Raw genomic sequence first — 12,576 nt, 5'->3', positions numbered from 1 at the left:
AGGTGCCCGGGCGCCGCATCGCACCAGATGTCAGCACGAAGAAAGCCACGGGGGAGACCACGATGTTCCTGTTCAACCGCAAGACTCTGGCGATCGCCGGCGCGGCCGCCGCGATGACGACGCTGTTCGCCGCACCGGCACAGGCGCAGGTGCCGGCACCCGCCAAGGGCTACGCCGAGGTGCTGGGCAGGAACAACACCATCGTGCAGTTCGTGGCCGGGCGCGCCCAGGCGAACTCGCTGGTCATCACGATCTCCGGCCGGACGATCACGCTGGACGACCGGGTCGCGCTCCGGCCGGGCAAGGGGTGCAAGGCGGTCAAGGGCGGCAAGACCAAGGTCAAGTGCACGGTCGCCCGCAAGCCGACCGAGATCAGCGTCCTGCTCGGGGACAAGAACGACAAGGTCGTCAACACCACCGGGGTCTACATGTACGCCGACGGCCACACCGGTAACGACACCCTGCTCGGCGGCTCGGGCGCGGACAAGCTCGTCGGCGGGCCCGGCAACGACTACATCAACGGCCGGGGCGGCAACGACGTGATCGCCGGCGACGCGGGCAACGACGTTCTGCACGGCGGCAACGGCAACGACATCCTGTACGGCGGCCCCGGCAACGACAAGATCATCGGCGGCCCCGGCAAGGACCGGATCATTTCGAACTGATCCACCTCCGCGATGCGGCTCCCGGCGTCCACCGGGAGCCGCTTCGCTGTCACCAGCCCAGGTAGCTGCGGGTCAGCGCGGCGATCTGCTCGACCGTCGCGATGCCCGCCGGCTGGCCCTCGTGCCCGTGCGAGAGCACGGACATCGCGGCGTCCGTCTTCTCCCCGGTGATCCGGCCGGTGCTGTTGATGATCCACCGGTTCTCCTCGGTGGACCGGGACACCCAGCCGTTCTTCTGGGCGGTCTGCTCACGGGGAACGAGGCGGCGCTGACACCCCAGGTCTGATCGGCGTTGACCTGGGACATCAGGCCCAGGATGTAACCCTTGGCGTCCTGGCTCAGCGGGCCGCCGGCCTTGGTGAGCGCTTCGATCGTCCGGATCTGGTCGTTCGCCGTGGTGGTGGTGAAACCGAACCGGGTGTTCGGGTCGGTGTCGTCGATCCCGAGCCGCTTCAGCTTCTGCCGGAGCCCCGAGGCCCCGCCGACCCGGGCGTAGACCTTGACCGCCGCGTCGTTGTCACTGGCCACGATCATCTTGCGGACCTGCCGTTGCTCCGCCTTGGTCAGATCCCGGTCCTCGTCCTGCGCCTTCAGCATCAGGGCGGCGAGCATCTGCAGCTTCACCACACTCGCCGTCTCGAACTCACGGTCGCCCCGGTAGTCGTACCGCTGCCCGGTCTTGCGATCGACGAAGGAGACCGAGAAGTCCAGGCCGGAGGAGGTGTACTTGGCGAAGACGCCGTCCAGCCGGGACGTCCGCTCGGCCCACGTGCCGACCGCCAGCGACCGGTCGACCAGGTCACCCTTCTGCGGGCCCTGATAGATCCAGCCCGGCACCCGCTTGATGTCGCCCTCGATCGTCTCCAGATCGCCCATGTCCGGGCGCCCCACGTGCTGCGCCTCCGGGAGAACCGTCGTCTCCCGCCCTTCGAGGGCCCCGGACAGGAAACCCTTGAAGATGTCGTACGGCATCCCGTCGCCGTTGATCGCCTGGCCCTTCTTCGTACGGATGGGCCCGGGCTTCTCGCGCCCCACCCAGACGACCGCGGCGAGCCCCGACGCCCATCCGGCGGTCCACGCGTCGGACGAGTCGGGGGTGCTGCCGTACTGCTGGGAACCGGTCTTCGCCGCCGCGTCGAGCCCCGGCACCCGGCCTTCCTCCTCGACCACCTGCGATAACACGGAGCCGACGTCGGCTGCCACCGCCTTGTCGAGCACCCGCTTCCCCTTCGCGGTGTGCTCGTGCAGCGCGGTGCCGCCGGCCGTGGTGACCGACTGGACGAAGTGCCGATCGGTCCGGGTGCCGCCGCCGGCCAGCGTGGCGTAGGCGCTCGCCAGGTCGGCCGGGGTGACCGCGTACCGCCCGAGGGCGATGTCCGCGCGGGTCTTGCCGGGCGTCAGCTCACCCTTCAGGTCGACCATGGTGGCCTGGTCGCCGTACTTCTCCGGCACGCCCAGCCGTAGTGCCAGGTCCCGGATCCGGTTCGGGCCGACCTTCTCCGCCAGAGCGTAGAACGGCGTGTTCAGCGAGTGCACCATCGCGATGTCCAGGGGGCACACCGGGCACTGCAGGTTGTCCTTGTTGAACAGCGGCGCGCCACCCCGGTCGGCGAACAGCCGGGGCGAGAGCCCGTTGTAGAACGACTCGAAGCCGATCCCGAGCTCCTCCGCCGCGGCCAGGGCCAGCGGTTTGAAGGTGGAGGCGGGCGGCCGGGCGGCCAGCGCGTCGTCGTAGAACCCACGGCCCCGGTCACCGCCGTAGTAGGCGCGCACCCCGCCGTCGGCCGGGTCGATCGCCACCAGCGCGGTCCGCAGTTCTTTCGGCTGCCCGGCCAGGGCCTTGCCGATGCTGGCGGTGGCCGAGTCCTGCGCGGCGACGTCGAGGGTGGTGACGATGTTCAGACCACCGGTGCGGACCTGCTGACGGGTGAGCCCGGAGGCCACCAGTTCGTCCTCGACCCGGTCGGTGATCAGGCCGATCGGGCCGCCGATGGTGGCCGCGGTGACCGACTGCGGGGCGACGGCCGGGTACGGTTCCCGGTCGGCCGCGTCGGCCGGCACCAGGCCCTCGGCGGACATCGCCCGCAGGATCCACTGCCAGCGGTCCTTGGTCCATTTCGGGTCCACCGCCGGGTCGCCCCGGGTCGGGTCCTTGACCATCGCGGCGAGGATCGCGCCCTGGTACGTGGTGAGCTGATCGACGGAGGTCCCGAAGTAGGCGTGTGCGGCCGCCTCGATGCCGTAGGCGCCGCGCCCGAAATAGATGGTGTTGAGGTACCGCTCGAGAATCTGATCCTTGGAGAACTGGCTCTCCACCTTCAGCGCGAGCGCCGCCTCCTTGGCCTTGCGGCTGACCGTGCGCTCCTGCGTCAGGTACGCGTTGCGCACGTACTGCTGGGTGATCGTGGAGGCGCCCTGACCGCTGTCGCTCACCACGTTCGACCAGAGGGCCCGGAGCAGACCCCGGACCGAGACGCCGTAGTGGTCGACGAACCCGCGGTCCTCGGCGGTGATGAACGCCTGCCGGACGCCGAGCGGAACCCGGTTCAGGGTGATGTCGGTGCGGTCGGTCGGCCCGATCCGGGCGAGAACCGTCTTCCCGTCGCGGTAATAGAGCACCGAGGCCTGCGGTGGTACCGGGTCCGGTGGCAGGTCGACGCTCACCACGTACCCGGCGGCCGCCGCGGCCAGCACCAGCTGCGCCACGATCACCGTCGCCAGCGCCCGCCGGGACCATCGTGGCCATCTCCGGAACCAGGCCACGACCTTTGCGGGAACCTCTCGCATCGCGTCCCTCCTCCACTCGATACCTCGACGTACAAGAGGCCGAAAAGGTGCAGTGCGGGAGCAAGGGAATGGCGAATGTCTCAATATCGCCCGGACGGCAACCTTTCGGAAGCAGCTCGCGTTTGCGTGAACTTTTCATGGCAATTCGCTCAACGAACCCTATGACTCTCCTGGGGATCCACTGACAATGACCTCGCCGAATTGCCCACGGCCCGGGGTGGCGTGATTCATCTACTGTTGACGGCCGCACCACCGCCCATATATCTATTTACGCGCCGCTTCGGCTGGACACGCTCCCGGAGGGCTCTCACGAGGAGGAAAGCCTGCCGATGGCGAAATCCAGCACGGCTCGTCGCTCTCCGTTGTGGGCCCGACTCCTGACCGTTTTCGGCGTCGTCCTGATGATGGCCGGAGCAGGCAGTTTCGTCGCGATGCGCTATCTGCTGAATCAGCTCACGTCGAACGTGCAGACCACGTCGAGCGTGCTCGCCGCCGAGGGCGGGTCGAACACCAGGGCCGAGACCGGGGAGCTGCCCGCCGGCGCGCTGAACATGCTGCTGCTCGGCTTGGACTCCCGGCAGGGCTGGGAGGAACAGGGCATCGCGTCCCGGTCCGACACCATCCTGGTCCTGCACATCACCGCCGCGCGCGACCGGGCCTTCATGATCTCCATCCCGCGGGACACGATCGCCAGGATCCCGGCGGACAAGTCGATGAACTTCACCGGCGCCACTACCAAGATCAATGCCGCCTACATGTACGGGTCGGCCGACAAACGCGGCTGGCAGGGCGGCGCTAAGCTCGCCACCAAGGCCGTGCACGACCTGACCGGCATCGAGTTCGACGGCGTCATGGTGATCGACTTCGACGGGTTCCGCGGCATCCTGGAGGCCCTCGGCGGGGTGCAGCTCTGCGTCGACAAGGACATGTGGTCCAGCCACTACGTGGTCAACAACGGCAAGGTCGAGTACGCGAAGGGCGCCGACCCGACCTCGCCGCCGAAGAACGCGCTGTGGTTCAAGAAGGGCTGCCGGGAGATGGAGCCGTGGGAGGCCCTCGAGTTCTCCCGGCTGCGCCACTCGGCCAACGGCGACTACGACCGGCAGCGCCACCAGCAGCAGCTGCTGCGGGCCATCGCCACCAAGGCCAGCAGCGCCGGCGTGATCGGCAACCCGACGAAGGTGTCGAGCCTGCTCGCCGCCGCCGGCAAGTCGCTGAAGATGGACACCCACGGCGTGCCGGTGGAGAACTTCATCCTCGGCCTGAAGAGTGTCGCCGCCGCCGACCTCATCCCGATCCGGACCAACGGCGGCACCTTCGCCGGCGTCTCCGGCGGTGAGGGTGTCACCGAGGACACCCGGGCCCTGTTCGAGGCGACGTCGAAGGACGCCCTCCCCGAGTTCCTGATGGACCACTCGGAGATGGTGATCTCCGACGGCTCCGAGGCCTCCTGACCTGCGCGGTCAGCCCTTGATCTCGACCACGTCGCCGGTGACGGTGATGCCCTCGGCGAAGTCGACGAGCTGCTCGTCGCTGAGCCCGACATCGCCGGGCACCTGCACGTTCACGCTCTTCCCGGCGGCGTCCGGGAAGAAGAGCCAGCGGGTGTCGGACAGCTCGCCCGGCGCCTCCAGCGGGTGGCCCAGCTTCCCGGAGCGCCCGTTGACGTCGACCGTCTCCACCGGCGACTCCTCCGGGAAGTGCGAGCCGCCTTGGAGCATGACCACGATCCGGCCGTGGTAGTTGACACCGCCGAGCGCGTCCTCGGGGCGCTCGGCGCGGGCCGGCGGCTCGACGACGAACGCCGACTCGTCGGAGGAGACGACCCGCCAGCCGTCCGGAACCGTGCTGACCTGGAAACCGGCCGGCTGCTCACCGGTGTAGGCGACCAGTTCGAGCGGCGACGGGCCGGCCGAACCGCCGTACTGCCCGACGCCGACGCTGGCCGCGACGGCGACCGCCAGGAAGGCGCCGGCGACGGTGAACCGGAGACGACTGCGACGGGTCGCCGCCCGCCGGCCACGGGCCACGTCCGCGGCCACGATCTCGGGGCCGTCCTGGCCGTCCGGAACGGAGAGGTTACGCAGGATGTCCTGTACTTCGGTCACGAGTCAGTCCTTATCTCAAAGCTAGCGGGGCGGGAAGGATTTCGCGGAGACGCTGCAGGCCACGAGCGCTCTGGCTCTTGACGTTGCCCTCGGTGCAGCCCATCGCCGCGGCGGTCTCGGCGACACTGAACCCCTCGACGTACCGGAGCACGACAGCGGCCCGCATGCTCGGCCGCAGGGTCGCCAGCAGCCCGAGCATCACCCGGTCCTCGCCGGTGTGCGCGTCGACGGCCACCTCCGGCAGCACCGCGCGCACCTGCTCACGGCGGCGGAACAGGCTGCGGTGCTCGTCGGTCGCGGCATTGACGACACACTTCCGCGCGTACGCCTCCGCCGTCTCCGGCCGCACCTTCGCCCACGCCAGGTAGAGCTTGATCAGGGCTGTCTGTACCACGTCCTCGGCCTTGGCCGTGTCTCCGGAGACCAGCAGCGTGGCCGTACGTACCAGGACAGCGCGCCGTGCCGTCACGAACTCGGTGAACTCACGTTCCCGTTCGGAGTCCCGTCTCACCCGGTCACCGCCTTCCATTCATCCCGCTTCGGTTCAGGTCGCCCCCTATACGTGAAACCCACTCGCCGGGTTGCATGCGAACGGCGGCCGACCCCGGGAGTCCGGGACCGGCCGCCGTTTCGCCGCGGTGCTCAGCCCAGCTTGGGGGCCTTGCCGTTGTCGACGAAGGAGAAGGTGGTCACCAGCGGGGCGTCGCCCAGCTCCTCGGCGATCAGGCCGGACTTCGGGAAGTACTGGAGGAACGCGCTGTTGTTGCTGATCGCGTAGGTGGGGCGGCCGTTGTCCTTCGCCTTCTGCTTGGTGATGGTGAAGAGCTGGCCCGCCCGCGTCTTGTCGCACTTGGTGGCGACCGCGGTCAGGGACTTGCTGCCGTTGTTCTTGATGCCGATGCAGGCCGCCTTCTTGCCATCACCGGCCTTCGCGGTCTTGATCTGGAACTTCTTGCCGACCGGGCTGAGCACGAACAGGCCGAACTTGGCCTCGCCGTCGGTCAGGTTGAGCCGGCCCTTGCTGTCGATGGCGACGATCGACTCGAAGGACGGGATCGGCTTGATCACCACCTGCCGCTTGCCCTGCAGGATCGGGTCGGCGGCGGCAGCCGAGGCGGCGGTGCTCAGGCCCAGCGGGGCGAGCACGATGCCGGCGGTCAGGGCGCCGATGAGCAGCTTCTTCATGGTGGTTCCTCGTTTCCGTCGCTGTACCGTGGCGTTGCGATCATGTTCGTCGCCGACGGGGCGTTCCGGGCCGGTCACGTCTCTTCGCGGCACGTTTTACGGAGAGATACGTGACGGAGACGCTGGAGCGACATCAGGTCGCCGTCTACCTCGCCGCGATCGGTGCCGGGGCGCTGTTCGGCTGGGCTCTTCCGGGGGCGGGCACCGGGTTGGCGTACGCCATCAATCCGGTTTTGGGTCTGCTGCTGTTCGTGACGTTCCTGCAGGTCCCGGCGGCGGATCTGGTGCGGTCGCTGCGGGACGGGCGTTTCCTGGCGGCGGCGCTGACGGTCAACTTCGTGGTGGTGCCGCTGGTGGTCGCGGCGATGTCGGTGTTCCTTCCGGACGATCCGGCGGTACGGGCCGGAGTGCTGCTGGTGCTGCTGGCCCCGTGTGTGGACTACGTGATCGTGTTCAGCGGCCTGGCCGGTGGGGACAGCCGCCGGCTGCTGGCCGCGACGCCGCTGCTGTTGATCGCCCAGATGCTGCTGCTGCCGGTCCTCCTCGGCCCGGAGCTGGCCGGCGAGATCGACAGCGGCCCGTTCCTGGAAGCGTTCCTGGTGCTGATCGTGATCCCGCTGGCGCTGGCCTGGCTCACCCAGGCCTGGGCCCGGCGGCACCGGCCGGGAGTGGTGGTCAGCGGGGTGGCGACGGCGGCGATGGTCCCGCTGATGGCCGTCACCCTGTTCACCGTGGTCGCCTCGCAGGTGCCGGACCTGCGGGCCGGAGTGCTCGGCGCGGTCCCGTTCTTCGTGACGTTCCTGGTGGTGATGGCGTTCGCCGGGGCGGGAGTGGCCCGGGTGTTCCGGTTGGACGTGCCGGCCGGGCGGGCGATCGTCTTCTCCGGCGCCACCCGGAACTCGCTTGTCGTGCTGCCGCTGGCGCTGGCGTTACCCGATCATCTGGCCGGCGCCGCCGCGGTGGTGGTCACGCAGACATTGATCGAAGTGATCGGCATGGTCGCCTACGTACGACTGATCCCGCACCTTCGTCTCCATAGTGGATCTTTGGATTCTCCCTCTCGGCGAGGCGGTCCGGCGTCGCCAAGATGACGGATAGCCATCTCGGCAACACGGCGGGTACGGTACAGACTTCGTATTCGGTGATCTTCTTCCGCTTCGGTAGGACAGAAGGCTGATGGGGGAGAAATAGATGCCTGGGGCGGGCCGCTGGACTCACTGGTGGCGCCGCAAGCATCAATCCCAGCCGGTGGTGGTGGACCCGCCGGCGCCGGCGGCTCCCCCGGTGCGAGAGGTGGCGGAGAAACCGGATCCCTGGCGTCCCGTCGCCGGCGAGTTCGCCCTCCGGCTGCTCACTCTTACGTGGGAGGCCGTCCACCACATCGGGGAAGCCGAATTCCGGGAGCAGGACACCGAACGGCGCAAAATCCTGTTCCGCATCGACCACTCGGTCACCCGGGTCCGCCGCCTCGCCGAGAACCTGCGGGTCCTCACCGGCGAGCCGCTGGACGACCCGGATCAGCAGATCACCTCGCTGCACGACATCGCGCACGCGGCCGGCGCCGCCGTCGAGCACTACGAGCGCCTGCACTTCGGGTCGATCGCCGACTTCGCGGTGGCCGCGTCCGCCGCTGACGACGTGATCCGCATCCTGACCGAGCTGATCGACAACGCCGACCGCTACTCCCCGCCGACCGAGCCGGTCACCATCTCCGCGCACCTGACCGGCGAGGGCGACGTGGTGATCCGGGTCGAGGACAACGGCATCGGCCTGAACCCGGCGCACATGCCGTGGATCGAGAAGCTGCTGGCGGAGCCCGGTCCGGCGCCGGACGAGTTGCGGCCCGCGCACCTGGGCCTGTCGGTGGCGGCCGTGCTCACCCACCGGCATCCGGGGCTGCGGGTCCGGCTGGTGCCGCGGCAGCCCCGGGGCACGGTCGCGATGCTGCTGATCGGCGCGGGCCTGCTCGGTGAGGCGCCCCGGCCGTTCGCCTCGGAGACCGCTCCGATCAGCCACGACGTCCGGCCGCTCGCGGGCAACGACGTGACCATGGCGCTGCCGGCGGTGAAACCGTCGATGCCCCGCCGGGTGCCGGCCAGCGTCCGCGGCGCCGACCCGCCCCCGCCGCCGGCCGTCGACGGGATCCACCACGACACCGCCTGGCACGACGACGCCGCCGACTTCAACGCCGGTGTCGACGCCGCCCGCGCAAAGACCGCCGACCGCGCCAGGACCGCCGACCGAAACGGAGCCGGCGCTGTGACCCCGACCAGCATCGTGCTCCCCAGGCAGACCGAAGGACCGTTATGACCGACTACCGATCCACCGCCGACGGCGGCCAGCCGGACGTCTCCTGGCTGATCGGCCAACTCGTCCGCGAGGTACCGACGATCACCGCGGTGGTGCTGGTCTCCGCCGACGGGCTGCAGCTCGCCTCGTCCGGCCACCTGAGCCGGGAGCACGCGGAGAGTGTGGCGGCGCTGGCCGCCGGGTTCCTCGGGATCACCGGTCAGCTCGGCGGCCTGCTCCGGCTCGGCGCCCCGGAGAACCTGAGCATCCGCTACCCGCACGGGCACCTGGCGTTCCTGCGGATCGAGGACCCGTCCGGCGAGTTCGTCGCGGCGCTGCTGGTGTCGGCGAAACCGCAGACCCAGATCGGACATCTCGGGTACGCGATGACCACGTTCAGCCAGTCCGTGGGGCACGCGCTGACCCCGGAGACCCGGAACGCGCTGCATCAGAACACCCTTCCCGCACCGGCACGCTGATCGGAGTCCCCCTCATGGCCCGAAGGCCGGGGCTGCACTGGAAGGTGCGCCCCTACATGACCGCTCGCGGGCGGACCAGCAGCCGCAATCCGCTGCTGATCCACACCCTGGTGTCCACCGGCAACCGGTACGACCCGCTGCTCGCCGCGAGTCTGGCCCCGGCGTCCCGGACGCTGTACGAGCAGGCCCGCCGGATGTGCTCGGTGGCCGAGCTGTCGGCGAGCTGTGGGCTGCCGCTCGGTCTGACCCGGGTGCTGATCGGTGACCTGCTCAAGATCGGTCAGCTGGTGGTGCACGACGCCCGACCCTCGCAAGATCTAGCGCTCCTGGAGAGACTCCGTGCAGGCCTGGTCCGACTCACCTGACGCCGTCGCCACCGAGTCGATGACCTCGGCGAAGATCGTCATCGCGGGTGGCTTCGGCGTCGGGAAGACCACCGCGGTCGAGGCGATCTCGGAGATCCCGGCGATCCGCACCGAGTCCTGGATGACCGCGGCCGCCGCGCAGATCGACAGGCTCGATCCGGGCATCGACAAGGTGACCACCACGGTGGCGATGGACTTCGGCCGGGTCACCATCGACGAGGCGCTGGTGCTCTATCTGTTCGGCACACCGGGTCAGCCCCGGTTCTGGCCGATGTGGGACGACCTGGTCCGGGGCGCGGTCGGCGCCCTGGTGCTGGTCGACACCAACCATCTGGAGAATTCGTTCGCCGCCGTCAACTACTTCGAGAACGACGCGGACGTACCGTGGATCGTCTGCGTCAATCTGTTCCACGGCGTGGCCACCCACGAGCTCTCCGAAGTGCGGGAGGCGCTGACCCTTCCGCCGCACGTCCCGCTGATCGCCGCGGACATCCGCAGCGCCCGCAACGTAGCGCAGGCCCTGCTCACCGTCGTAGATCACGCGGCGAAACAGGCCGTCGGATAAGGGGCCGGTCGTGAACCGGCCCCGGCACACAGGAGGCACAAGCCGTGCGCAACATTCTCATCGTGGGGGCCGGTCAGGCCGGTCTCCAGCTCGCCCTCAGCCTGCGGGCCGAGGGCTACGAGGTCACCCTGATGTCGGCGCGCACCCCCGACGAGATCCGCAACGGCTGGGTCACCTCGACCCAGGCGATGTTCGACCTGTCGCTGGAGACCGAACGCGCGTACGGCCTGAACTTCTGGGAGAACGAGGCCCCGCCGATCAACGGGCTGCGGGTCGCGCTCTCCGCCCCGCCCGGACAGCTCGCCCTGCAGATCACCGCACCGCTGGACAGGCCCGGCCAGTCCACCGACCAGCGGATCAAGATGGCCCGCTGGCTGCAGGAGGCCGAGGAGCGGGGCGTCGACGTCATCTACAACGCGGTCACCACGCAGGATCTGGACGCGCTGACCCAGCTCGGGCGGTACGACCTGACGATCGTCGCGGCCGGCAAGGGTGATCTGGTGGCGATGTTCGACCGGGATCCGAGCCGGTCGCCGTACACCGAGCCGCAGCGTGGACTGGCCGTCGCCTACGTGCACGGTCTGGAGCCGGACCCGCAGTGGCCGGTCCCGCACGTCGGCTTCCACGCCGTACCGGGCCTCGGTGAACTGTTCGTGATCCCCGGCCTGACCCACACCGGGCCGTGCGACATCCTGTTCTGGGAGGCCGTCCCGGGTGGCCCGCTGGACCGGTGGGCCGGGCACAGCGGCCGGATGGCGCCCGAGCAGCACCTGGCGCTCACTCTGGGCCTGATCCGGGAGAACCTGCCGTGGGTCTACGAGCGGGCGGCGAACGTGCGGCTCACCGACGCGAAGTCCACTCTGCACGGCCGGTACACGCCGACCGTCCGGCAGCCGGTCGCGCACCTGCCCGGTGGCGGCAAGGTGCTCGGGCTCGCCGACGTGGTGATCGCCAACGACCCGATCACCGGTCAGGGCAGCAACACCGCGGCCAAGGCGGCGGACCACTACCTGAAGGCGATCCTGGCCCATGGTGACCAGCCGTTCGACGAGCAGTGGATGACCGGCACGTTCGAGGGCTTCTGGACCGCGCACGGCCAGGCGGTCACCGGCTGGACCAACGCGATGCTGCAGCCGCTGCCCCCGCACGTGCAGCAGATCCTCGGCGCCGCCTCGCAGAACGAGCGGATCGCCCGCCGGTTCGCGGCTGGATTCGTGGACCCGAACGACTTCCTCAACTGGTTCGTGGATCCGGAGAAAGCCAGCGCCTATCTGGCCGAGGTCAACTGATTCTTTCGCTGGTACGAAGGGGGCGGGCCACTGTGGCCCGCCCCCTTCGCCGTCTCCAGCCCACCGGTATAACGTCCGGGAATCGTGGTGATCACCCTAAAGGCGACATTTCGCAAGTTACGAGAAAACCGTCATTTTGAGCGCGAAATTTACGTCCTCCCGCGCTGAGCGTCGTTTACCAAGCAACGGCCTATATCGCGACTTTTCACCCTTAAGGAGCATCACCATGCGTCGAGTCTCCGTTTACACCGCCGGTCTGATGCTCGCTGCCGGAGCCGGTCTGGCCCTCGCCGGCCCCGCCGCTGCCGCCTCCCCGAACGACCACGGCCGCCCCTGCTGCGGCCAGTCCTACGACGACCGGGACCGCGGGAACTCCTGGGACCGCCACGACCGTGGCCGCGGCAACTCGTGGGACCGCAACGACCGCGGCAACTCGTGGGACCGCGGGAACTCGTGGGACCGCAACGACCACCGGCAGCCGTCCCGGGGCCAGGACAACCGGCCCGGCCGGTCGACCTCCAACAGCCAGTCGAGCAACTCGATCGTCAACATCTCGAACATCTCGGTGATCAACCAGATCATCCTGAACAACGTGGGCAACACGCAGTTCGGCAACGGCAACACCAACGGCGGCGGCACCGCCACCGCGGCGAACAGTGTGTCGCAGCTGGGCGGCCTCGGCCGCCGCTGACCGGCGCCGACCCGCTCCGGCCGGCGCCGGTCCGCTTCGACCGCCACCGGTCCGCTTCGGCCGGCGCCGACCCGCTTCGGTCTGTCGTCGACCGGCGGAGAACGACAGATCTCCGGGTGCCCCGCCAGTGCGGGGCGCCCGGAGATCCGGTTT

Annotated in this window: 13 protein-coding genes; 9 read left to right on the top strand and 4 right to left on the bottom strand. The window is 69.3% G+C overall.

Annotated features, from left to right (window positions below; translation table 11 throughout):
* The first annotated feature begins 62 nt into the window (after positions 1–62).
* A complete protein-coding gene (locus Aco03nite_RS54255) occupies positions 63–665 on the top strand; it encodes a calcium-binding protein (RefSeq protein WP_275415927.1) in 603 nt (200 codons plus the stop codon).
* A 72-nt stretch (positions 666–737) separates the two neighbouring features.
* On the opposite strand, the gene Aco03nite_RS32740 is transcribed toward Aco03nite_RS54255, so the two are convergent.
* Positions 738–3,452 (bottom strand): transglycosylase domain-containing protein, encoded by a 2,715-nt coding sequence (locus Aco03nite_RS32740; RefSeq protein ID WP_239145632.1) that lies wholly within the window; start codon positions 3,450–3,452, stop codon positions 738–740.
* Between the two features lie 329 nt (positions 3,453–3,781).
* Here Aco03nite_RS32740 and Aco03nite_RS32735 point away from each other — a divergent pair, with 329 nt between their 5' ends.
* A complete protein-coding gene (locus Aco03nite_RS32735; RefSeq protein WP_203801846.1) occupies positions 3,782–4,906 on the top strand; it encodes an LCP family protein in 1,125 nt (374 codons plus the stop codon).
* A 9-nt stretch (positions 4,907–4,915) separates the two neighbouring features.
* On the opposite strand, the gene Aco03nite_RS32730 is transcribed toward Aco03nite_RS32735, so the two are convergent.
* The 3 genes from Aco03nite_RS32730 to Aco03nite_RS32720 form a co-directional block, all read right to left on the bottom strand.
* Positions 4,916–5,560, bottom strand: coding sequence for a hypothetical protein (locus Aco03nite_RS32730; protein ID WP_203801843.1), 645 nt, complete (start codon positions 5,558–5,560; stop codon positions 4,916–4,918).
* A gap of 10 nt (positions 5,561–5,570) precedes the next feature.
* On the bottom strand, positions 5,571–6,071 hold the full coding sequence (locus Aco03nite_RS32725; protein ID WP_239145631.1) for a sigma-70 family RNA polymerase sigma factor: 501 nt from the start codon (positions 6,069–6,071) through the stop codon (positions 5,571–5,573).
* Between the two features lie 131 nt (positions 6,072–6,202).
* A complete protein-coding gene (locus tag Aco03nite_RS32720) occupies positions 6,203–6,745 on the bottom strand; it encodes a hypothetical protein (RefSeq protein WP_203801837.1) in 543 nt (180 codons plus the stop codon).
* Positions 6,746–6,855: 110 nt separating this feature from the next.
* Between Aco03nite_RS32720 and Aco03nite_RS32715 the strand changes: the two genes are divergently transcribed.
* The 7 genes from Aco03nite_RS32715 (at position 6,856) to Aco03nite_RS32685 (ending at position 12,423) form a co-directional block, all read left to right on the top strand.
* On the top strand, positions 6,856–7,836 hold the full coding sequence (locus tag Aco03nite_RS32715; protein WP_203801834.1) for an arsenic resistance protein: 981 nt from the start codon (positions 6,856–6,858) through the stop codon (positions 7,834–7,836).
* 202 nt (positions 7,837–8,038) lie between these two features.
* On the top strand, positions 8,039–9,055 hold the full coding sequence (locus Aco03nite_RS32710) for a sensor histidine kinase (RefSeq protein WP_203801831.1): 1,017 nt from the start codon (positions 8,039–8,041) through the stop codon (positions 9,053–9,055).
* A complete protein-coding gene (locus Aco03nite_RS32705; RefSeq protein ID WP_203801828.1) occupies positions 9,052–9,513 on the top strand; it encodes a roadblock/LC7 domain-containing protein in 462 nt (153 codons plus the stop codon). Before Aco03nite_RS32710 ends, Aco03nite_RS32705 begins: the two co-directional genes overlap by 4 nt.
* A 56-nt stretch (positions 9,514–9,569) precedes the next feature.
* A complete protein-coding gene (locus Aco03nite_RS32700) occupies positions 9,570–9,878 on the top strand; it encodes a DUF742 domain-containing protein (protein WP_203801825.1) in 309 nt (102 codons plus the stop codon).
* A 19-nt stretch (positions 9,879–9,897) separates the two neighbouring features.
* Positions 9,898–10,443 (top strand): GTP-binding protein, encoded by a 546-nt coding sequence (locus Aco03nite_RS32695; RefSeq protein WP_203802045.1) that lies wholly within the window; start codon positions 9,898–9,900, stop codon positions 10,441–10,443.
* Positions 10,444–10,487: 44 nt separating this feature from the next.
* Positions 10,488–11,732, top strand: coding sequence for a styrene monooxygenase/indole monooxygenase family protein (locus Aco03nite_RS32690; protein WP_203801822.1), 1,245 nt, complete (start codon positions 10,488–10,490; stop codon positions 11,730–11,732).
* Between the two features lie 226 nt (positions 11,733–11,958).
* Positions 11,959–12,423, top strand: coding sequence for a hypothetical protein (locus Aco03nite_RS32685; RefSeq protein ID WP_203801819.1), 465 nt, complete (start codon positions 11,959–11,961; stop codon positions 12,421–12,423).
* Positions 12,424–12,576: the final 153 nt, after the last annotated feature.

It is taken from the genome of Actinoplanes couchii (assembly GCF_016862075.1).
Lineage (GTDB): Bacteria > Actinomycetota > Actinomycetes > Mycobacteriales > Micromonosporaceae > Actinoplanes > Actinoplanes couchii.
The sequence above is the reverse complement of the archived record's forward strand: the minus strand, read 5'-3'. Positions and strand labels throughout refer to the sequence as shown.

Bases quoted from the DNA above. Each gene is read 5' to 3' on its own strand.
- Aco03nite_RS54255 (WP_275415927.1), top strand. From the start codon at position 63: ATGTTCCTGTTCAACCGCAAGACTCTGGCGATCGCCGGCGCGGCCGCC.
- Aco03nite_RS32740 (WP_239145632.1), bottom strand. From the start codon at position 3,452: ATGCGAGAGGTTCCCGCAAAGGTCGTGGCCTGGTTCCGGAGATGGCCA.
- Aco03nite_RS32735 (WP_203801846.1), top strand. From the start codon at position 3,782: ATGGCGAAATCCAGCACGGCTCGTCGCTCTCCGTTGTGGGCCCGACTC.
- Aco03nite_RS32720 (WP_203801837.1), bottom strand. From the start codon at position 6,745: ATGAAGAAGCTGCTCATCGGCGCCCTGACCGCCGGCATCGTGCTCGCC.
- Aco03nite_RS32705 (WP_203801828.1), top strand. From the start codon at position 9,052: ATGACCGACTACCGATCCACCGCCGACGGCGGCCAGCCGGACGTCTCC.
- Aco03nite_RS32700 (WP_203801825.1), top strand. From the start codon at position 9,570: ATGACCGCTCGCGGGCGGACCAGCAGCCGCAATCCGCTGCTGATCCAC.
- Aco03nite_RS32695 (WP_203802045.1), top strand. From the start codon at position 9,898: ATGACCTCGGCGAAGATCGTCATCGCGGGTGGCTTCGGCGTCGGGAAG.
- Aco03nite_RS32685 (WP_203801819.1), top strand. From the start codon at position 11,959: ATGCGTCGAGTCTCCGTTTACACCGCCGGTCTGATGCTCGCTGCCGGA.